Here is a 20340-nt window from a genome sequence, read left to right as displayed (position 1 = left end):
AATTAAATTTCAGGGCTATCTTAAGGGCGGTCCGACCGACAAATCCGTCGAATCCTCTAGCCCTTGGATTAAGGCTATCTTGACCGTGCCGCAACCGGCGTGGCATTTAGGACCTTCATGCAGAAACTAGGAAAAATCGTGATCGTGAGCGAGCACTATGCTCCCGATTCAAGCACCACCGCTGCCTACATGACTGCGATAGCCAGAGGTCTGACCGCGATAGCCGAAACTCTGGTTCTATCGGGGACCAAAAATTCCGCCGTGTCTGCTGCAAAAGACGATGAGCCTCGGGTAGTTGAGATCGATAATTGGGTGCCCGAGAAAGGCGCGTTAGTAAAACGGTCATTTGCCATATTGTTGTTCTCCATCCGAACATTTTTTGTAACCTTCAGACAGACCAGTAGAAATGACATGGTCTTCTGCGTCACGACACCATTTACATTACCATTTGCGGTCACTCTGGCGGCAAAATTGCGCGGCGCCACAGCCATGCTGCTGATTTATGATTTGTACCCAGAAGCGCTGGAGATGGCAGGACTAGTCAAGCCAGGATCTCTGCTCACGAAAGGAATTCGTTTTGCTAACGGCTTTCTGTTCCGGGTCCTTGATGCAATCATTACAATCGGTCGAGACGTAGAGCCTTTATTGTTACGCTACAAAGGTGTCCAGACCAGCAAGATCAAATTTATTCCCAATTGGACGCTTCTGCCTATTCATTATCGCGCTCTCACATCAGAAAATCCGTTCCGTCGCCCGCACACCGAAAAACTCGTTGTGGGGCTTTCGGGTAATTTGGGCTTTACGCATAGCGCCAAGACTGTCTTCGAGACTGCCAAATTGCTGGAAGGGGAGCCAAATATTCAATTTCTACTTTCTGGCTGGGGAAGCGGTTGGGAGAAATTAAAAGAACTTCAGGCAGCCGCCCCCCTTGGCAACGTAACGTTGATGAATCCCGTTCCGAACTCTGAACTAGAGGATTTTTTAGCGGCCGCTGATGTTTGGGTCATCCCCTATCGTCGCAATATCGCGGGTGTGTCGGTCCCGAGCCGCCTCTATAATCTCCTTGCCGTTGGGAGGCCTGTCATTGTCGCTGCTGAAGCCACCTCGGAGGCCGCATTGATTGTTCAGGAAGAAGGCATTGGCTGGGTGGTCCCTCCAGAGAATCCAACTGAACTCGCGAACGCCATTCGAGCGGCAGCTTCCGATCACGCAGCCACGGCTCTGAAAGGACGACAGAGCGCTATTGCCGCACTCAAATACACGCACGACCGTGCGATGGCCGGCTATAGACAGGTCGTCGGCAATGTCTTGCGCGCTGGTTTCGAACGCCAAACATGACTATGGCTCCTGTTGTTCTGGTCACTGGCGCGGATGGATTTGTGGGACGCCACATAGTGGCCGCGTTGAATCAAGCTGGATGGCACGTACGGCTCGCTCAACGATCTCCCGCTCCGCAATGTTCGAACATAGATGTGGTTACCGGTTTCGACCTAGGACCATCAACAGACTGGCAACCCGCACTGAACGGAGTACAGGCGGTTGTACATCTGGCTGCCCGTGCCCACCGGTCTATCCGCATACAACAGCGTGAAGAGGAGTTATATTTTTCCATTAACGTGGATGGAACCATGCAGCTTGCGCGTAACGCCGCAGACGCCGGTGTGCGCAACTTCATTTTTCTAAGCAGTGTTGCTGTCAATGGCAGCGTGTCTGATGGAAGGCCGCCATTCAGCGAGCGCGACAAGATTGCTCCAACGACCGTTTACGGACGATCAAAAGCGGCCGCAGAAGCGGAGCTGGCGAAGCTGGCCTCAAGGAGATCTATGGCGGTCACTGCCGTTCGCGCGCCCATGATCTATGGGGGTGGTGCAGGCGGCAATTTTCATCGGCTTACATTTGCTGTCCACAAGGGTATCCCCCTTCCCTTTTCGATGATTCACAATCGTCGTGCTTTCCTCGGCGTTGAAAACCTTAGCTCTTTCATCGCTTACCGCCTCTCGACGGAGATTTCTTCGGATTTTGATGTTCTTCTTCTCGCAGACGATCAGCAGGTTTCAACGCCGAGATTTATCCGCGAGTTAGCGCATGCGAGCGCACGAATCCCGCGCCTTTTCCCCATTCCGACGCCGATGCTGCGTATTCCATTACGTTATTTAGGCTTGAGCGATGCGTTGCTGGGATCGCTGGAGATCGATACTGCGAAGGCACGCGCGACGGGGTGGAAGTGTCCCCTGACGTTGTCCGAAGGTCTTGCACGGGCAGTCGCGCCTTCCCAGCGGTAGTCTCATCCGTGAGACAGCATGCCAGCTTTTCCGCCAAATTCGATTGTCAGATCGAAAGGTCACTGAGCCACTTGATTTTGCTGCACTAATCCAACGATCCCTATTCCGTTTCGCTACTTCGATTAGAAAGCAAGGCCCGCTGAATTGTTTGCGCGAAGTCGGAAGCAAAAGCCGAGACCCGCTCATTAAGATTTGGGAGCAAATATCGCATCGAAATCGGTTGAGGATTTTTCGCAAAGGCCGCAAGATGATTCGCGAGCGTTAGCGGGTCGTCCGTTCCAAAATAGCGCGCGGTCCCTGACGTCTGTTCACGATGAACCTCAAGATCGGAGAGGATCATCGGCACGCCAAATGACTTCGCTTCTTCGACCGTTGTGCTCCATCCCTCAAAGCGCGACGGATTAATCAACGCGGTGCAAACGCGCAGCAGAGCATAGACATGCGGCATTGGAATCATACCGAGATAGCGGAAATTACGAGTTAGGGTACGGGCATCAACCTGCCTTTCGAGACTTTCAAAATAATTCGGTTCGCGCGGATCATCCTTGCTACCGGATGCGGCGACGACCACATCGACGTCACGACTCGCGAGAGTCGCCAATGCGTCAATGACGACCTGATGGTTCTTGTGCCGCCAAAACTGGTTCGGCAGATAAAAAAAATGCTGCGGCAATTCATATTGGCCCAGGATCTCTAGCGGGTCCGCGGTCAGAAGCTCGGCCGAAGGTTGGGTCGCGAACCTCACAACCGATGCTTTGCCTGCAATATCGGGATAAAAGGCTCGGCAATCCCGCAACGCGCTTTCGCTGCTAAGCATGATAGTTCGGCCAGCTGCAATCTGAATGCGAAAACCGATGTCACGGCGCCATCTCGCCACCGGCGAAAACAGCTGAGGCAGGCGCCGATGTTGGAAATCGGGGAACCACGCCACCGCCGGATAAGGCATGCGCGAGCCGAAAAAGCGGGCAGTTTCAATAACAACATCAATATTGTGTTCGCGAAACGCCGCGACCGCAGCGCGGTCTATGCCCGTTACCAGCGCCGACGCCAGTCCCGATCTGTGTCGGTCGAAGGCTGCGGCCTGCGCCACCTCGACTTTCGGAATCACGGCAAGGCCCGCAAGGTCATCGACATCGTCGGCAACGCCCGCAAACACCACCGGCGCAAACTCATCGCAACGGTAACGATGCAAGGCAGCAAAGAGATTGCGCTGATAATTGTACCCACCAGCCCAGAGCTTACGAGAAATGTGCGTGAATGCCAGACGAAGCGGCGCTCGGCGGGTCAATGAACCTGATCCTTAAACCAGTCGACGTAATCGGTGACCCCTCGTGATACCGGAATCTGCCAATCAAAACCCACGGCATGGACACCCGCAGGGTCGGCCACCAGACTGAAAGGATCCCCGGCCCGAACCACGCCAGAAAAGCGCACGGCGATGCCTTCGCCCCATTTTTTTGTCAGCATTCGGGCAATATCCGCAACGCTGGTGCCGAGACCGGAACCACCGTTCATAAGCTCAAACGATTTCGACTGCGGCATATCATTCATCATCACCAGAAAGCGGGCAACATCGCGAACATCGGTCCAATCTCGCATTTCGTCACCGGTTCCGCCCAACTCCAGTGTTTGCTCGCCTCTCCGCAGACGCGAACACAAATCCCATAGCAATTGCTTGCGCAGGTTCGGTCCATACACCGAGAAGAGCCGTACCACCGTGCTCTGTAGTCCGAATGTGACGGCGTAGCTCCGGCACAGCTGCTCCATCATTAGCTTGTGCTGACCGTAAGGCGACATCGGAGCCGTCGCTGCATCCTCGGGAATCAGTCCCCGGTGGTCCGCTCCGTAGACAGCAGCACTCGACACAACGATCAACCGACAAGCAGGCGCCGAGCTGCGAAGCCACTCGAGCAATCGCGCCGTGGTGACGACTGTGCGAGAAAAATCTTCATAAGGCTGCGCAATAGACAATCCGACCGACGATCCGCCAGCCAGATGAAAGATCGTTGACGGCAATCCCTCCGCACGGGCGATAGCGCTTAGGTTAGCTGCGTCGATCTCACCATTTAGCCATCTTTGCAGACCGAAGCGATTCCGGTCGGGATTTTCTAACGCGCCGTGGCCGATGCCGTGGACAGTTTTGCCAGCATCCGCCAGCCTCCGCGCAAGATACCGGCCGATGAAACCATTGGCGCCCGTTATCCAGACCTTCATGTGGCCGCCTTGTGGCAGACGAATGAATAAAGCCTCCCAGGCCGATTGTCGAAGCGCTCTGCGACCGACAACAGAAATTCGAAAAAGCGGTTGGAGCGAAGCGCGACACGCCATAGCGGACCGAGGGAAAACCTACGCGAGAAATTGTCAATTACGGCGTTCCGCAACGTATCGATCGTGTAGGGAAATAGATTGATCGGGCTTTCGAGCGGCCGCAGAATCTCGACACGAGCAAAGCCCGCACCTCGGAGGGCCCCGATATAGCGACCGAGAACAAATGCATGCTCGCCGCCATATAGGCGATGCAGCGGATGCTGATCGAGGAACTGCCCGAGATCGGCTTCCTTGCTAATCACATGTTCGCGCGCGGCAATGAAAATTCCGCCGGGGCGAAGCACGCGAAACATTTCACGGCAGGCGGCGTCAAGGTCGCGGGTGTGGTGCAGTACGGCCCGCGCGAATACGACATCGAACGTGTTGTCATCGAACGGCAGGTGTTCGGAAAATTCCTCGATCACTTCGATGGGCAGCTTGCTCTCCGCGGCAAGCGCCCGGATCGCCGACGCTCCGACGATGGCGCTAGGATCGGGTTCGAGCGCGGTGACTGTAAACCCATCACGCGCGAGAGCATAGCTGGCAATGCCGCGCCCGGCGCCGACGTCAAGCGCCCGGCCGGTACAGTTTCGCAGCAACTTCGAAACCGCCTGCCACTCGTCGCCGGCGAAGTAACGCTCGGCCGCGGCAACCAATGGGTCATCATAAAACGCGTCGAGCACCAACTGACGCCGGTCCAGCTGTTTACGAAGCCAGACCACCGCATCTTCCCAGGTGGTGATTTCGGGATTAGCGGGCAACGGCTGGCAATTCCCTAATCAACACAGCGGGATTTCCCGCCACGATGGAAAAAGCGGGGACATCCTTGGTGACCACAGCGCCGGCAGCGACGATTCCGCCCTCCCCCACGGTCACACCGCGCAACACCATGGCTCCGGCCCCAATCCAGGCATCATCACAAATCCTGACCGGTTTCTCGTCAAGCGAGATCTCGCGCGGATGACCGTCGGAAAAAATCTGTCTGATCTGCTGGTGTCGCGCCACTGCCCCAATTGGATGCGTCAGGTTGTCAAACACATTCGCGGAATGCGAGATCAGGACACGATTGCCGATCACGATGGAAGCGGCCGACCAGATTCGGCTACCCTCGCCGACATAACACCATTCACCGATGCTAATTTCGCCTCCGTGCGCGAAGGTCAATAGCTCGCCCAAAATCCGGGAGTGCTGGCCGACCGTGATCTTGTCCGAATCGCCACGAATATTCCTGATTCTCGCGCTGGAGCCGAGCACCGCGTCGTGTCGCAGCCGGCAGGTTGCACGCCTAAGAAGTCGCTGGATTAAATAATCGACGTTCATGCCGTCAACTGCAGGCACGCCACGGCCCGCGACGACGCCGCTAGGTCAGCGCTCCATCCTTTGCCCGTATGAACATCATATACCGTGGCGCTCGCCAAGGCCTCCGCGGGCTTCCGGGACCAGCCGTCGATAGAGTATCCGAAATAATCGATTTGATGCGAAACCGGGGCAAATGTCTCCACGATCTTCTCGATCATGGCAAGGTCAAAGACCTGATACCAGCCCAAATTATCCCGCTTGCCGAAAGGTACTGAAATAAAGCAGGTGCCGCCGGGCTTGAGAATACGCCTGAATTCCTGCACCGCAGGCACGAACCCATTCTCATCGGATTCCGTATCTGCAGGATCTCCTGTGTAGAGCATCGTGTTGTTCAGACCGATATGCTCAATGGTCGAAATGCTAGCGATCGTATCGAATGAATGATCGGAAAACATCGTGTTTCTGAGATCGCCGAACACATACGAATATCCGTTGTACCAATAACAGCGCTTTTCAGGGGCCAGTGTCATGATGGTGAGATCGGCGTCCCGCAACGGCGGCCGTTCCAGAAGAAAGTCGTGATTGAAGGTCGATCCGGCATCGAGCATTTTGCCGACATTGGTCAATCGCCCGAACAGCCAGGGATATTCGACAACCCGTTCGTCCATGGCGATGCCGTAGCCGGGTGGCAGGTCTTTCCCGTCGCAAAGCAAGCCGCTGTCGACTGCCGACGTTATGATCCGGCGCTTCACCGTTTGATAGCCCGGACCAAAGGGCCGCGGTCGCATCTTGAATAAGGGCGCGGCGACTCCGTCGAGCAACCACTTAATTCTCTGGGCCAGATTGTCCGTTCGCATCATCAAACCCAAGTTATCTGCCAACATCCATGTCGTGATCGCTCTAGCACGCCTAGGTCCGTGCGACGAGATCGACAAACTGTTCCCATTGGGCATCTTTGCCAAAGGTCGCCGAAATACGGCTCCTTCCCCGTGCGGCCACCTCGGCCGATTCCTGCCAGTTCTCCAGACACTTTGAAACGATTTTCGTAGCCTGTTCCGGGGAATCATAAACTTCCATTGTCAGGCCCGCTTTCATTCCGTCTGGATAGTTACCAGCGTCGGACACGAGCAACGCGCCGCACCCCATGGCTTCAAAGCAACGCATATTTCCGCGGTCGGTACCGGCCATATCGATTGCACCATTCAGCACTATCTTTGCCGATCCGAGAAGTTCGTAAAGCGATTTCCCGAATGCCGGCGGCTTTACGATCCTAGCAATCGCTTGGGGACGCCGATGCTTTTCCAATGGCAGCAATCTACCGAGCGCGCTTTCCGCAAGCCACGTCAGCCGTGAAGAGTCAAGGCAATACACGATCTGGCGGGTATGGGCCAAACTTGCTACCTGCTCGAGTATCTTTGCCCGCGCCGTATGATGTCGCGAATAGCTTCCCACAAAAAGCACGTCAATCGAGCGATCGCCGTGACCATAATTCTCCATTAGCGGGTCAAGCGCCGGATAGAAAATCTCGGCGCGACAACCGGTGCGACGCCAGGAATCCAGGATCGAGGGAAAGTTTCCGAGCACCGCGCCGTAAGCCGTCAGGTCAGCCTTTCCCGACGGTGCGGCGCGCCAGCAGAGTGTTTTTCTGACGCAGCCAGGAAGTTTGCGCACGAACGCGCTCGGATAGCGCACGGGATCGAGATTATAGAACACCTCGGTCCGGTGATGCTCAATCTGGGCGAGCAAAATCTTTTCAAGCGACGTTTTTTTGGCGATGCCTTTTTCGCATGCCCACTTGCGTTGCAAGATAAAATCGTTACCGTTGGTGAAAAATGCATTCCGATCGTCTTCGAGAATAGGTTTCAAAAAGTGGAGTGCGCCAAAGCGGTCGCCGAGAAATATCCGCCGCCGCTCTTCAAAGCTAAGTGCGCGCGGAGCCAGCTTATTTAAGCGGGCCAAATATGACGGATACAGTCCGCTGTTTTGGAAAACACGCATCAAACTTCCTCAACCCTTCAGCCCAAAACCTCCCGCTCGACAACGAGTTGATGTTGGCGTGAAGCTTCGTCACCTCGCCGGCCCGAAGCTCAATTCCCTTTGTCATCGAACACCTCGGCCAGCTTCTCGATTGCCTCGCGCTTCCAAGCCTGCCTGGTCGCCAGCTCCTCAACCGTCCGTTGGACCTGGATCGCCTCCAGCGCAACCTTGGCCCTTGAACTCAGCCGTAAACTGCCTGCATGTCCTCATGGTGGACCATCCGCTTCGTCATCTTTAGCCGCTGTCTCACCGGGACCACCTCATTCACAGTAACCCCTAACAACAGAATACAGTAGAAGATCAAGCTTCGCCGGGAGAGGCCTCGCCCGCTGCGCGCCTTGCGGCACTATGCTGTGCCTTGCGCTGTGTCAGGATTACGAAAACTGCCATGAGCGGGGCAATTACAAGTCCTCCTGATAGCATCGCGGTTGGCAACGCTGAAATCATCAAATTGTAAATTCCCATGAAAGCAGCTGCCAGGACCGCAACCGCGATGACCGTCTTGCCCCTGGCGAGAAAGGTAAGATCAATAGCCCGACAGATTACCCCTGCAGCAATACTGAAGACGATAACGCCGGCATAGGCGAAATCAGCCCACGCGTCAGCGATGAACATTGCCGTCGTGGTCGAACCTCCAGTCCCGCGCCAGACGCGGGAAACGATGTCAAACGATGGCGCGTATTCAGTGCCTAAAATCCGCGCGAGAAGGTGGATGTTGCTTCCCAACGTATGTGGCAGTCGCTCTGGATAGGCCCCAAAAAATTCGAGCACGGCTTCATTGGAAATGTCGAACGCGCGATAGTAAAAGAAACTCAAAGCTTCCAGGCCATGTGCTTCAGGGACCGCAATGCGAATGATCGGGTAGAAGACGAGCAATGCCACGCCTATGGCGACCAAAGCCGCGCGCCAGGTGATGCTGTTGCGAAAAATCAAATATCCGACCAACATAAGCTGGATCAGAAGCAGTGCGATTGGCGCCTTGCTCAAAGTTTCAAGCTTGCCCAGCACCGTGGCGACCAATAGCAACGCCGTAACAGCCAGCAACGGCCACCAACGTCGCGTCCAACCGGCAAGCGCACCCCATACGATTAGCATCGGCGCAATCGAGTTGACCAGCACGCGATAGACGTAGAGATGGCTTCCACCATATTGCTGTCGATAGACAATCTTGTCGACTTCTTTCCCCCCGACCGCGAGATAGCCGGCAAGTACAGCGAGATGGTGTTCGATCATCGACACGCCAATCATGAACAAAGCGAGCCCCAGAATCAGGACGAGCAACCACCAAGGCCTGGACTGACCAGCACTCAAAGGCCGCGAGTCCCAGTCGAATATTGCTGTGTGCAATGCCCGCACGGAGCTTGGCGCAAAGCGATCGACCAGCTCTATTCCTGTGATGACGCCGATAAACATGAGGGCGATCGACAAGTTCAGCGACACCACGATGCCATCGAAATTCAGCGACTGGGCGATACGACGATAGATCACCGACTGCGGGCCGCGAAATAGCATATAGACCAGATAAGCTGGTCCATGGATCAGAAGAAGAAATGCGAGGAGCATCGACGAGGCAGTGAGATAGGGCCGAAGTCTGTAACCAAGGTACAAAGTGGCCCCATAGATTGCGAGGGCCGCAAGCACGTAGGTTCCAGCCAAGATCATTGCGCCTTCCTCGGCGCGACTCCGCGCAATCGGCGATTAAGCTGATAGAGCCACTGATTATTAGCATAGTGTTCGTGCGGAACTGGCTCTAGCGCAATCAGTCGATTCAACTCCTCAACCGTGATACCGAGCTTTTTCGCTATGAAGCGGCAGTCGCGCGTCGCCTGCTCTTTTGACGTCATCGGGACATTGAGCTGTTGCAGGGCTTCCTCTCGCATCATCTGTCCGGAAACAATCAGCGCCGAATAGTGGAGCCGACGCTTATCAAAGTGATAGCGCGCGGGCAGATAGATTTCCTGGTAGAACTTGGTGAATCGGCTTTCTTGATGTTTGCTGCCGTAGTCAACGAAACCATAGGTTTCGATCAGCTCCCGCTTCGCGGCTTCCTTATCGTAAGGCAGGTAGTCGAGCGGTTGCATTATCCGAATTTGCTTGCGAATTCGTGCAAGCCACAGATAATTTAGCGAGCCGAGCACCGGAAAGGAATGGAGCGGCGATAATCCATGAGCACGATGGATGGCAAGAAGGTTGCGCGCATCCATGGCTGGATATCCGGCTTCCGGAATGTGGACGCTCTCTCCGCTGAAATTGACCCCACTCAGGAAGTATCTCTGACCGAATCTCTTGGACAGGCGATACAGAGTCGAGAAAAAAGCGTGGTCCTGCGGTACATCCTGATTTAATACCGCGGCCTTGAGATAGGCGAGTTGCAAATCGCGCATCTCCTGCCACTCCACAACATAGGTGTGCAGATCAATTTCGAGCTTGCGGACCAGCAATTCGATATTGCGCACCGCTGCTTCGGTATTCCAGCCACCATCGACATGAACCGCCAGAATTCGCAGGTTGAAGTCACGCCGCAGCAAGTGCGCGAGATAGGCACTGTCAACGCCACCGCTCAGACCAACCATAACATCGTAGGGCTTGTCGGCCATCTCACGCCTGATCCGCGCGACCATGCCTGCGAGCCTGCTGCGGCCTTCGGGTGTAGGCCACCATTCATGAGGCATTCTAGCAAGCGCCTCGCGACAGCAAATACACTGGCCCTGATCATTGAACGTAACGCCGGGATTGCTGTTATCCATCACGCAGAACGAACAGACCTGATAGGGCGAGGCGAAGTGATGCATTACGACGCCCCTACCTGCTCCAGCAGGGCGACAATGTCCGGTTGCGAGGGATAGGTGATCAGAACCGCACGCAGTCGTCCGATAAATACAAAGACGCTTCCGGACGCCACGGCACTAGCGCCAGCGCGAAGGCCATCCTCGAGATGCGACAGTTCCCCCGCGCCGCCCAGGGCAACGACTGGCACATCCACGGCCGCGGAGACCGACGAGATCAGTTCCGCGTCATAACCTCGGCGCTCGCCGTCGCGGTCGACATTTTGAAGAATGATCTCACCTGCACCGGCCTGTTCCACGGCGCTTGCACGCGTGACCGGATCAACGTCAGTCACAGCTCGCCCGCGATCGAGCGCGACGCGCCAGTCGTTATTGATGCGCCGGCAGTCGATGCACACGGCAACGGCTTGGGACCCGAAGCTGTCCGCAAGGGCTCTCACCGCGACAGCATCAGCTCCCGCACGTCCAAGAACGATCTTTTCAACACCGACCGCAAATATTGGAGTGGCGTCTGCGACCGATCTCACGCCGCCGCCATAGCTCAACGGCATGAAACATTCGCTGGCCAATTCCGAGATAAATCCCGCATCGGGACGCCTGCCTTCGATACTGGCGTTGATATCGAGCACGCAGATCTCGTCTACTTCCTTCTCGTTGAAAATGCGGATTACGTTGAAGGGGTCGCCGACATAAACTTCATCGCCGAAATGTCGCGTCTTGACGAGACGCCTTCGACTGTCCAGCAGAAGCACCGGGATAATACGCGGTCTCATCAGCGGCTTTTTTCCACGAAGTTTCTGAGCAGCCTCATTCCATATCGATGGCTCTTCTCGGGATGAAACTGCACGCCGTAAATATTGTTGTGCTGAACCGCGCAATCCACAGGTTCGTCGAATTTGTAAGTCCCTGCGACGTCGGCTTGATCCTCGCACCGCATTTGATAACTGTGGGTGAAATAGAATCGAGATTCAACGCCCGCATCGAACAACCTTGCCGCCGGGGTCCGCTGAACGTACGCCCAGCCCATGAACGGCACTTTGAGCCTGGATGCCGGATCCGGCCGCATTCTAACAGTGTCAGCAGCGATCCAGCCAAGTCCTTCGGTGACGCCCTCCTCGCTGCGCCGTCCCAGCAATTGCATACCAAGACAAACGCCGAGGAGCGGGATCTTGCGGTCAAAAATCGCTTTTTCCAGCGACGGAATGAGTCGAGAGTTCTTCAGCCGCTGCATCGCGGCGTCAAAGGCGCCCACTCCAGGCAGTATGAGATGGCTGGCGTCAAGGATTGGCTCTGCTTGATCCGTGATCCGAGCATCATAGCCAATGAATTCGAACATGTTGACTAGTGCACCTGGGTTGCCCACGCCATAGTTGACGATCGTAATCATCGCAGTTCTTTCCACGCGAGTAACAGAACGACGACGGTGACGAAACCAGCAGTGACGAACCCAGCAAAAAACACCTCCGTCTGGGAAAACATTAAGCTTCTTAGAGCGATAAGGAGCAGGTACGTCGAGCCCCCGATCGCGCCTGCCGCACAAAGACATATGATAAGCCGCGAACGCGGCCAGTTGGCGATGCCGTAGCATACCCATAGGAATCCAAGATAGCTCAAAATCAGCGCGGCGCTTTGCATAAGAACTGCCCGGACCAGAGATCCTCCCGCAGTAAGAGTTCCCCACAGCGCCCCCACCGAGCTAAGACCGGCGATCATCTCCATTTTGAGATTCACATCCTGCCTGCCAACCGCATCGAGCAGCCGGTCCATCCAGTTCGTGATGGTAAACAGCGCTGCGGGCATGATCAGCAAGGCCGCCAATTGACCTGCGCCATCCCATTGCTGACCCAATAGGAAGTTGAAAAGCGCGTTATCGCCGAAGATGACGAAGGCGATCCATGGGCTGCTCGCTAACAGCAGACAACGCACCAACCCGTCAACCGACCTTCCCTGTGAAGCGAGTCCCTCGGTGGCCGTCCGATGAAAAAAAACCGGCCGCAGTGCCGCACTGGTAAGTCCCGACGGAAAATGGGTCAGACGCCAGGCCTGACTATAAAGGCCAATCAGGGCCGGAGGGCCAAACGCGCCAATAATGAAAATTGGCGCCCTTTCGCGGAGCAGCGATAGTAAAGTGAAAGGAAGCGAAAATTGCGGAAAGCGCCTGTTTTTCCTCAACATGATGCACATCGCTTCAAAAGTGAGTGCTCTCCAGACGGGGTGATCGGCGCCGCGGCTGACGTTCCAGATATAAAACATCAAGGCGGCTGCCTGCCCGGCGATGCTACCGATTATCAACCAAACGCCATATCCGGATACACCTCCTCCGAGCTGTACGAGATTGGTGATCCCCGCACTGAGAATCACGGCGAACGAGACCGATCCAAAAGCTCCCGCCCGCATGAGCCAACTCTGAAACGCCGTACTGAGACCAACAAGCACCAGCCAGCCCCAACCCAGCGCTGCTGATATCGCGTCAATACGCAGCACGTACAAAAAACCTGATGAAACAACGATCGTCACCGCCATAACTAGGGAACTGGCGAGAATCACGGCGATGATCGCAAACAGAAGCTGGCTTGCCGCAACGAGGTCGCGCTCCAGCACCAGCGCCAGATCAAACCGCAACGATGCCAGTGAACCCGCAACGATGGCTACCGCCTGTATAGCCGCCCAGACGCCAAAATCTTGCGGCGTGTACAGTCGGAATAGCACCGGCACGAGAGCAAGCGCGACCCCTTGAGATAACAAAGGTCCTATGCCCGATGAAACAAGAACCGGCCCAAGACCGCGCCTGCGTGCACTCTTCACTGCGGTTCCCTGGTAGCTAAGCAAATGCGCGAATGAGATCCACGACGGTCTTTTGCTGATCAGCCGTAATCTCGGCAAACATCGGCAGGGACAGAATACGACTTTGCTGCCGATGCGCGTTCGGAAACTGTTCGGAACGATGACCAAAGCGGCTGTAGGCCTCGAGAAACGGCAGCGCAACTGGATAGTTAATGGCCGTCTGCACGCCATTAGCACCGAGGTGGGCCGCGAGTTCGTCGCGGCGGGGGTGCTGAATAGTATAAAGATGGTAGACATGCGAGCGCCCGGCCGCGACGCTTGGCAGTTCCACATCTTCTATTTGGTTGAGACCCGCGTTATAGACCGCCGCAGCGGCTTGGCGCGCGCTTGTCCATCGCGAAAGATGAGGAAGCTTTGCCGATAGAATCGCTGCCTGCAACCCGTCAAGACGACTATTAATCCCTTCCACCGAGTGCTGGTGTTTGGTGAGCCCGCCATGCCGAGCCAGGATCGTCATTCGCCGAGCCAAATCACCGTCATTAGTTACGACGGCGCCAGCATCGCCCATCGCTCCGAGATTCTTTCCTGGATAGAATGAATAGGTGGCGGCATTTCCGAAAGTGCCAACCTGTCGCCCCTCGTAGCGCGCCAGATGAGCCTGCGCGCAATCCTCAATAACCCAAAGGCTATGCTTGCGCGCAATCGCCATAATCGCGTTCATATTTGCCGGCTGCCCATACAGGTGGACTGGAATGATACCAACAGTACGCGGCGTAATGGCACATTCGATAGCAACGGGATCGATCGTGTACGTGCTGCCGTCCGTGTCGCAGAAAACCACGTTGCCACCTGCATGCGTAATCATAGCTGACGTGCTGATCCAGGAATGAGCCGTTGTGATCACCTCATCGCCCTGTTCGATATTCAATGCCGCCATCGCGATGTACAGCGCGTCCGTACCGTTTGCGCATGATATGCAGTGCTTGACGTCAACTACTGCGGCAAACGCGCGCTCGAAGGTTTCCACATATGGCCCCCGAATAAAGGCGCTGTCTCGAATGACCGCTGCGATCGCGAGATCGATATCGTTCTTGATGGTATCGTATTGAAGACGGAGGTCCGCGTAAGGTACAGACATCTGAGAGGTCCGTTGAATTGATGGCGGTTATTTTTTTGAGCCAGAAAGTTTGCGCGCGGGATTTCCGACGTAGACGCCGGATGCAGTGATGTGTTTCGTTACTACTGCGCCGGCTCCGATGATAACGTCATCGCATATCCGAACCGGCAAAATTGTGGCATTTGACCCGATCGAAACCCGATCGCCGATGACGGTCGGCCGCCACAGGTGTTTTTGACCGCGGGCCGGACCTCCCGCAGCAAATGTGTCATTGATGAACATCGCACCGTGTCCGATGAAGCAATCTTCCCCGATAGAGACCAATTCGCAGATGAACGTATGGGATTGCACCCTCGTACGCGCACCAATTCGAACGGTCCTTTGAATTTCGGTAAAAGGGCCTATAAAACAATCGTCCCCGATCTCACAGCCATAAAGATTACATGGCTCGACGATCTTAACGCGAGCGCCGAAACCGACTTCCCTAACTCCTATTCGATCGAAGGTGGGCGCCGTCATGACAACATACCGAGACGGCAAAGGCGGGGACTGAAATAGAGCTGAACTTCCTTACCAGTTTCGATTGACTCGTAGAGGGCCGATATCAATTCCAAACTCTTGCGTCCCTCAAGGCCATCGACCAACGCAGGGCCTTGGTTACGCAAACAGTCCACGACATGCTCATAGTAGGCTTGGTGTCCGTATCCGTAAACATTCGGCGGGTTGACGGAAAACTTTTGGAACACTTCCTGGTCTGAGGCTTCCTCATCAACGAATCGCCAATGCTTGATCTGGTTAACCGCGAATCCACCAATTTCCACAGCACCCTTTTCTGCAATGATTGACAGCGATCCTTCTAGATCCTTCGGTCGCACCGCCGTCGTCGCCTCGATAATTCCGAGCGCGCCATTTCGAAACCTCAGCGTCGCAACCGCAGTATCTTCGGCTTCGATGTTGGCTAGCGCGGTGGTCCCACGGGCATGAACACTGACGACATCACCGAAAAACCACTCAAGCATATCGACATGATGACTAGCCTGGTTTGCAAGCACGCCGCCATCATAGGCCCAGGTACCGCGCCACGTATCCTGATCGTAGTAAGACTGTTCGCGGCACCACCGTACGCGGACAGTCCCTAAAATTAGTCGACCGAACCGTCCCGCGTCGAGGGCTTCGCGCGCCTTCATCACAGGAACATTGAATCGGTTTTGCTTGACAACGAACAGCTTGACGCCGGCGGCATCACACGCCTCAATCATCGCATCAGCATCCTCTAATCGCAATGCCATGGGTTTCTCGACGACGACGTGCTTGCCTGCCTTTGCAATGGCGATCGCATGGGCAGCATGCAGCCCGCTCGGCGTCAGTACCGAAATGACGTCAATATCCGTCTGGCTCAGAAACTCATCGAGGTTGTGGAATGCCGGAACCCCCCATCGCGCTGCAACTACGTCAGCCCTCTCGTGGATCACGTCGCAAACACCGACAAGCTTGGCGCCATTGATGTGTCCCCCTCCAAGCAGATCTGAATGACGCTTGGCGATGCGACCGCATCCTAGCAGACCAAATTTGATCATAACCTTATATCCCCGTTCATCGCGCGTAAATCTCGCGACGGCCGTCCTTTCAGGTCCGTCTTGAGTGGCGCGGACCGAAATGGGCCGCTTTAAAAATCGGTGAGTCTGTTGTGTACCAGCTAATATTCACCTGGGACAAGAGGACTGCACCTCTGCTGTTTGCGGCTAAGCCCAATCGCAAATTTCAGATTTCACCTATGTGCGGACTGCTGTGGCTGGCTATACGTGACTGCGGTGATCTTTGTTCTTTGGGCGCATGATCGCTTGGTCGATGAGCCCACCCAATGACGGCGCAGTTCTACCGATGCCCATGGTGGCGGGATCTGGCGTCGTGGTAAACCCAATTCGCTGCTTTTCTGGCCGGCCCCTTTATGTGGGGCTCGATCGCGTCGGCGCCTGCGATTTGCGGGAAACGCATCAAGAGTGCTAAATTTGAAAAATGGAAATTTCGGATCAGCGCATTTCTGAACTCGATGGATTTAGAGGAATAGCCGTCCTTATGGTGCTGGTTTGGCACTTCATCGGAGAGGTATTCACCCCGAATCTCGGAATCACTTCTCGAATCGTTTACGGAGCACTTATCTTAGGGCGAACCGGCGTCGACCTCTTTTTTGTGCTTTCCGGCTTTTTGATCATCGGAATTCTGATTGACCGACGTCAAAGCCCCAACTTATTGCAGGTTTTCTACATTAGAAGGATCGCCCGTATAATTCCGCCATATATTCTGCTCATCGCGCTATTTTGGACTATCACTTCCTTCGCGAGGCCGGGGGTTTACTTCAACAGCTCAATCCCGCTAGCTTATTATCTTACGTTCACTCAGAATTGGTGGATGTCGATTAACAACGACTGGGGCCCGGGCGCTTCAAGCGTAACTTGGTCCGTATCGATCGAAGAACAGTTCTACATGTTCTTCCCCTTCGTCGTGCTGCTCACTCCCCCTCGACTTTTGGGGCGGGCTCTTATCTCGCTCGCCATGGCATCCGCTGCGGCGCGTGCCGGCTTCCACTATATCTATCCTGCGCTCGGTTTTGCCCCATACGTGAATACGTTCCTCAGGATCGACGCTTTGTGCATCGGTGGCCTGGTCGCGCTGGCCGTTCGAGATCCAGCTACCATGCTCTACCTCCGCAAACGCCGCACTAAGATATTACGTATCGTGTTTTGCCTTCTCGCAATACTACCTTTGTTCCTATGTGCATTAAACACTTCAGCTGAACATACGATGTACTACTGGGGACACAGCTATCTAGCGTTGCTGTACGGCATGCTGCTGCTCTTGATTATAATGAATAAGGGATCCTCTCAAACCTCGATCTTGAGGCTTCCGGTGCTTAAGTTTTTCGGATCGATTTCTTATTCCGCTTATCTGTTCCACCCTATGATCATCGGAACCTTTTTCATGATGGACGGCCGCACCGAAACACTATCGAGCCTCCGCGATGCGGCGTTGCTCGCTGGCGCATTCGGCAGCACCGTGGTTTTTTGCTGGCTGCTTCTTCGGCTAGTGGAAGGCCGTTTAATTCGATTTGGACACAGGTTTCGGTATGGTGAGCAGCCCGATGCCACTATCCTCGAATCTTTGCCTTCAGGCGCGGGTAGAAGTTGAGCGAGCGCCGATCGTGGATCCCAGCCCCCGTCCCTGAGCTGAACATCGATAAGCGATAGCCTTCCGTACACGTGACCTGCCACTGAGTTTCTCCTCACATCCGCCAAACGGCGCCTACCATCGCCACACCACGGGCTTGGATTTTGCCCGAGCGGGGCATGATTTCGGCGGTACCGCAGATTTCAGTAGTGGCAGGAATGATATTGGCCCGCCACACGTGCTTCCGCGGCGCGCTGCGATCCGAGACGATCACCTCAAGTCGATGGCGGTCCGCTCTAGTGACGTTCACGACAATTCCTGTTCTCATGCCGAGAGCTTGAACTGCTTCGGTCGATTTGGGAATCGTCCGAATGAATCAGACCACTAGAAAGGGCGACCATAGATGGCTTACAGACCTTCGACACCATGCCGGCGGACACGCCGACACCCAACACATAAATCCAGCCCTCGACGTAGTCGGAGAGGTGCGAATTGAACAGGGAGTCGAAGGCGTTCTGGCTCACCACGATGATGCCGAGCCAGGCTGTCCAGCACATTTCTGTGAACATCAGAAAATGAGTGATCCACATCGCATATAGCAGGATCACTCCGATCACGCCCCACTCGATTGCGAAATAGAGCGTCTGGTTGTGCGGGTTGGCGACGATTTGTTCGCCAATCACAGTTTTTCCGATCGCCTCTCGCTCGAACAATGCCCGGATTGATCCCGTGCCATGCCCGGCCAGCGGAGCGCTGCGGATGAATCTGATCGCTTTGGTCCAATACTCGAGGCGCAGGCCAACGGACGTCGGCTCACTGTTACGCAACGTATAATCCTGCTGGATGCTGTAAATGCGCTCCCGTAGGTTGGGCGCAAGAAACCAGGTGAGCGCCACGACAACGGCGATCGCCAGATTGAGACTGATCGCACGGCGCCATCCCATGTATCTCAAAGTCGAAAATAGCAGGAGAACGGGAAGCGAGACGAGAGAGGTCCGCGACGAGACGACAAACGCCATGTTGAGCAGGAATGCGAGAGCGAGTGCGACGAAGCCGAGCGCGGCATAACGTCGTTGTTTGCGCCACATGACGATCGCCAACGCGGCGCTGCCGAAAATGCAGAGCACGAACTCCACGCTCTGCGTGATCCAGTTCTTGACAGGAACGCCGGGAATTTTGTCCGGAGCCAGGATGATTTGTGGTTCGAACCAGCTCCACCACGACAGGAAAAGCAGAACGGTGCATGACGCCAGGAACGCGAAAAAAACGGTAAGTCCTTTCCCAAAGCGCTCGAACTGATGCATCAGGAGTGGAATGGCAAGCAACTTAATCATCGATCCGGCGGCATGAGTCCGGGCGGCCCATGGGGCGTCTGCCCACAGCATTCCGATCGCCCCAAGGCAGAATACCGCGACGGGCAGCCAGCATGCGGGCCGCCGAAGTTGCGCCCAGAACTGCTGCGCTTCGACCACGGTCATAAGCGTGATCACCCAAAGTACCGTAAACACCCCGAAGATCGTGGTGGACCATGGGAGTGAGATAGCCATTAGGATGGCGAGGTGATCCGCTATCCGGGAGCCGCGCGAAGCGTAGGTCCCGTCAATTTTGAGGCCGCTGAAATTCATCGCTTTGCTTATCGTCAGCGGAATTGTGGAATCGTCTGACGTGCTGAACTTTGCCCAAGGTAGATCGCGATGTTGGGTCAGTCCAGCGTAATGCTAGGTTTGCGCGAATAAGGACTATATTGATGCCGCGCGCCAACTTTCGATTTCGCGGACACGCGTTCATCAGTCCTGTCCGTCTGGCTCAGCAGCAAAATGGATGCGCTCGTCGATCTCACTCAGACGCTGCATGATCGGTGGGGGGCGGAATGGATTCGATCGGCATGCTGAGAGACCGGCATCCAGCTCGGCGCATGGAACAGCATGAAGATCTGAGCCTGTAGCGGCGTTTGCCTTCGCCCGAGACATCCTGCTCGATCAGCGAGGTGACCATCTCCGCATCTTAACAAACCGGCGACGGAATGCCAACGCTCATCATCAGGTCCGCACCGGAGCGAAAATTCTCGATAGTTGACTGTTGACGAGCCGTCGAAGCCTCGCGCTGCTCCGCTCTTCATCTGACCGTGATAGGGGAATGCTTGCTGTGGATCGTCCGCAAGTTTCCTTCCTCAATGGAGTATCTGCATCGGAGGAAAGCCAAGGTCGTCTGCAGCTGCGAATATGACACGCCGCGTTGCTGGATTAGTCGATCTGATTCAAGCTTGAACTCCCGCGTAAAATGAAGAGAGTATTTTACAAGAACAACGAGCGGATGAAGTCGACGGGATGGGGGATCGAAGCTAGAATCCTTTTGAATGCGGTGTACCCCGACCAATGCCCTCCGAGATCTAGATACCAAACGTCGTTGTAGTAATCGCCGTTTGATCCAGCAGTAATCCAGAGTCTATGTTCGAACACGACAGCAGACTGTGCTAATCGGGGCGCCCACTTCGGTGTCGCAGAGAGATAGGGAAGCCAGTGACGACCATCACGCGAGTACCATATATCATTTGTGCCGCCTC

The 20340-nt window shown here is 55.3% G+C and carries 18 protein-coding genes and 1 pseudogene; 3 read left to right on the top strand and 16 right to left on the bottom strand.

What is annotated here, in order from left to right:
• The first annotated feature begins 138 nt into the window (after nt 1–138).
• Together BGN91_RS13700 and BGN91_RS13695 are read left to right on the top strand one after the other, a co-directional pair.
• Entirely contained in the window at nt 139–1338 is a 1200-nt protein-coding gene (locus BGN91_RS13700) for a glycosyltransferase family 4 protein (RefSeq protein WP_292614000.1), read from the top strand.
• Complete coding sequence (locus tag BGN91_RS13695) at nt 1335–2282, top strand: NAD-dependent epimerase/dehydratase family protein (RefSeq protein ID WP_366408579.1); 948 nt, start codon at nt 1335–1337, stop codon at nt 2280–2282. The genes BGN91_RS13700 and BGN91_RS13695 overlap by 4 nt, the downstream gene beginning before the upstream one ends.
• A 100-nt stretch (nt 2283–2382) precedes the next feature.
• Here the strand turns inward: BGN91_RS13695 and BGN91_RS13690 are convergent, their stop codons facing one another.
• The 14 genes from BGN91_RS13690 to BGN91_RS13625 form a co-directional block, all read right to left on the bottom strand.
• Nucleotides 2383–3570, bottom strand: coding sequence for a glycosyltransferase (locus BGN91_RS13690; protein WP_292613996.1), 1188 nt, complete (start codon nt 3568–3570; stop codon nt 2383–2385).
• Nucleotides 3567–4496 (bottom strand): SDR family oxidoreductase, encoded by a 930-nt coding sequence (locus tag BGN91_RS13685; protein WP_292613994.1) that lies wholly within the window; start codon nt 4494–4496, stop codon nt 3567–3569. The genes BGN91_RS13690 and BGN91_RS13685 overlap by 4 nt, the downstream gene beginning before the upstream one ends.
• Nucleotides 4493–5272: a class I SAM-dependent methyltransferase gene (locus tag BGN91_RS13680; protein WP_292613992.1), complete on the bottom strand. Its 780-nt coding sequence runs from the start codon at nt 5270–5272 to the stop codon at nt 4493–4495. The genes BGN91_RS13685 and BGN91_RS13680 overlap by 4 nt, the downstream gene beginning before the upstream one ends.
• Before the next feature lie 67 nt (nt 5273–5339).
• A complete protein-coding gene (locus tag BGN91_RS13675; protein WP_292613990.1) occupies nt 5340–5909 on the bottom strand; it encodes an acyltransferase in 570 nt (189 codons plus the stop codon).
• Nucleotides 5906–6772 (bottom strand): methyltransferase domain-containing protein, encoded by an 867-nt coding sequence (locus tag BGN91_RS13670; protein ID WP_292613989.1) that lies wholly within the window; start codon nt 6770–6772, stop codon nt 5906–5908. The genes BGN91_RS13675 and BGN91_RS13670 overlap by 4 nt, the downstream gene beginning before the upstream one ends.
• A gap of 25 nt (nt 6773–6797) precedes the next feature.
• The gene (locus tag BGN91_RS13665) at nt 6798–7886 is read right to left on the bottom strand and encodes a glycosyltransferase (RefSeq protein WP_292613988.1); all 1089 of its coding nucleotides are present in this window, start codon (nt 7884–7886) and stop codon (nt 6798–6800) included.
• A 339-nt stretch (nt 7887–8225) separates the two neighbouring features.
• Nucleotides 8226–9587 carry a hypothetical protein gene (locus BGN91_RS13660; protein ID WP_292613986.1) on the bottom strand — a complete coding sequence of 454 codons (1362 nt, stop codon included), beginning with the start codon at nt 9585–9587 and terminating at the stop codon, nt 8226–8228.
• Nucleotides 9584–10717 (bottom strand): N-acetyl sugar amidotransferase, encoded by a 1134-nt coding sequence (locus BGN91_RS13655; protein WP_292613984.1) that lies wholly within the window; start codon nt 10715–10717, stop codon nt 9584–9586. The genes BGN91_RS13660 and BGN91_RS13655 overlap by 4 nt, the downstream gene beginning before the upstream one ends.
• Nucleotides 10717–11589: a HisA/HisF-related TIM barrel protein gene (locus tag BGN91_RS13650; protein ID WP_292613982.1), complete on the bottom strand. Its 873-nt coding sequence runs from the start codon at nt 11587–11589 to the stop codon at nt 10717–10719. Before BGN91_RS13650 ends, BGN91_RS13655 begins: the two co-directional genes overlap by 1 nt.
• Nucleotides 11484–12098 carry an imidazole glycerol phosphate synthase subunit HisH gene (gene hisH, locus BGN91_RS13645; RefSeq protein WP_292613979.1) on the bottom strand — a complete coding sequence of 205 codons (615 nt, stop codon included), beginning with the start codon at nt 12096–12098 and terminating at the stop codon, nt 11484–11486. Before hisH ends, BGN91_RS13650 begins: the two co-directional genes overlap by 106 nt.
• A complete protein-coding gene (locus tag BGN91_RS13640; RefSeq protein ID WP_292613977.1) occupies nt 12095–13516 on the bottom strand; it encodes an oligosaccharide flippase family protein in 1422 nt (473 codons plus the stop codon). Before BGN91_RS13640 ends, hisH begins: the two co-directional genes overlap by 4 nt.
• A 16-nt stretch (nt 13517–13532) precedes the next feature.
• Nucleotides 13533–14633 carry a DegT/DnrJ/EryC1/StrS family aminotransferase gene (locus tag BGN91_RS13635; RefSeq protein WP_292613975.1) on the bottom strand — a complete coding sequence of 367 codons (1101 nt, stop codon included), beginning with the start codon at nt 14631–14633 and terminating at the stop codon, nt 13533–13535.
• A 27-nt stretch (nt 14634–14660) separates the two neighbouring features.
• On the bottom strand, nt 14661–15131 hold the full coding sequence (locus BGN91_RS13630) for an acyltransferase (protein ID WP_292613973.1): 471 nt from the start codon (nt 15129–15131) through the stop codon (nt 14661–14663).
• Nucleotides 15128–16189 (bottom strand): Gfo/Idh/MocA family oxidoreductase, encoded by a 1062-nt coding sequence (locus BGN91_RS13625; protein ID WP_292613971.1) that lies wholly within the window; start codon nt 16187–16189, stop codon nt 15128–15130. The genes BGN91_RS13630 and BGN91_RS13625 overlap by 4 nt, the downstream gene beginning before the upstream one ends.
• A gap of 439 nt (nt 16190–16628) precedes the next feature.
• Here BGN91_RS13625 and BGN91_RS13620 point away from each other — a divergent pair, with 439 nt between their 5' ends.
• On the top strand, nt 16629–17798 hold the full coding sequence (locus tag BGN91_RS13620) for an acyltransferase (RefSeq protein WP_292613969.1): 1170 nt from the start codon (nt 16629–16631) through the stop codon (nt 17796–17798).
• A 117-nt stretch (nt 17799–17915) separates the two neighbouring features.
• Here the strand turns inward: BGN91_RS13620 and BGN91_RS13615 are convergent.
• Both BGN91_RS13615 and BGN91_RS13610 read right to left on the bottom strand, forming a co-directional pair.
• A pseudogene (locus tag BGN91_RS13615) lies at nt 17916–18105 on the bottom strand (IS630 family transposase); the annotation flags it as partial.
• Nucleotides 18074–19402, bottom strand: a complete 1329-nt coding sequence (locus tag BGN91_RS13610) for an O-antigen ligase family protein (protein WP_292613967.1) — start codon at nt 19400–19402, stop codon at nt 18074–18076. The pseudogene BGN91_RS13615 and the gene BGN91_RS13610, both read right to left, overlap by 32 nt.
• Nucleotides 19403–20340: the final 938 nt, after the last annotated feature.

It is taken from the genome of Nitrobacter sp. 62-13 (genome assembly GCF_001896955.1).
Classification (GTDB): Bacteria; Pseudomonadota; Alphaproteobacteria; order Rhizobiales; family Xanthobacteraceae; genus Nitrobacter.
The sequence above is the reverse complement of the archived record's forward strand: the minus strand, read 5'-3'. Positions and strand labels throughout refer to the sequence as shown.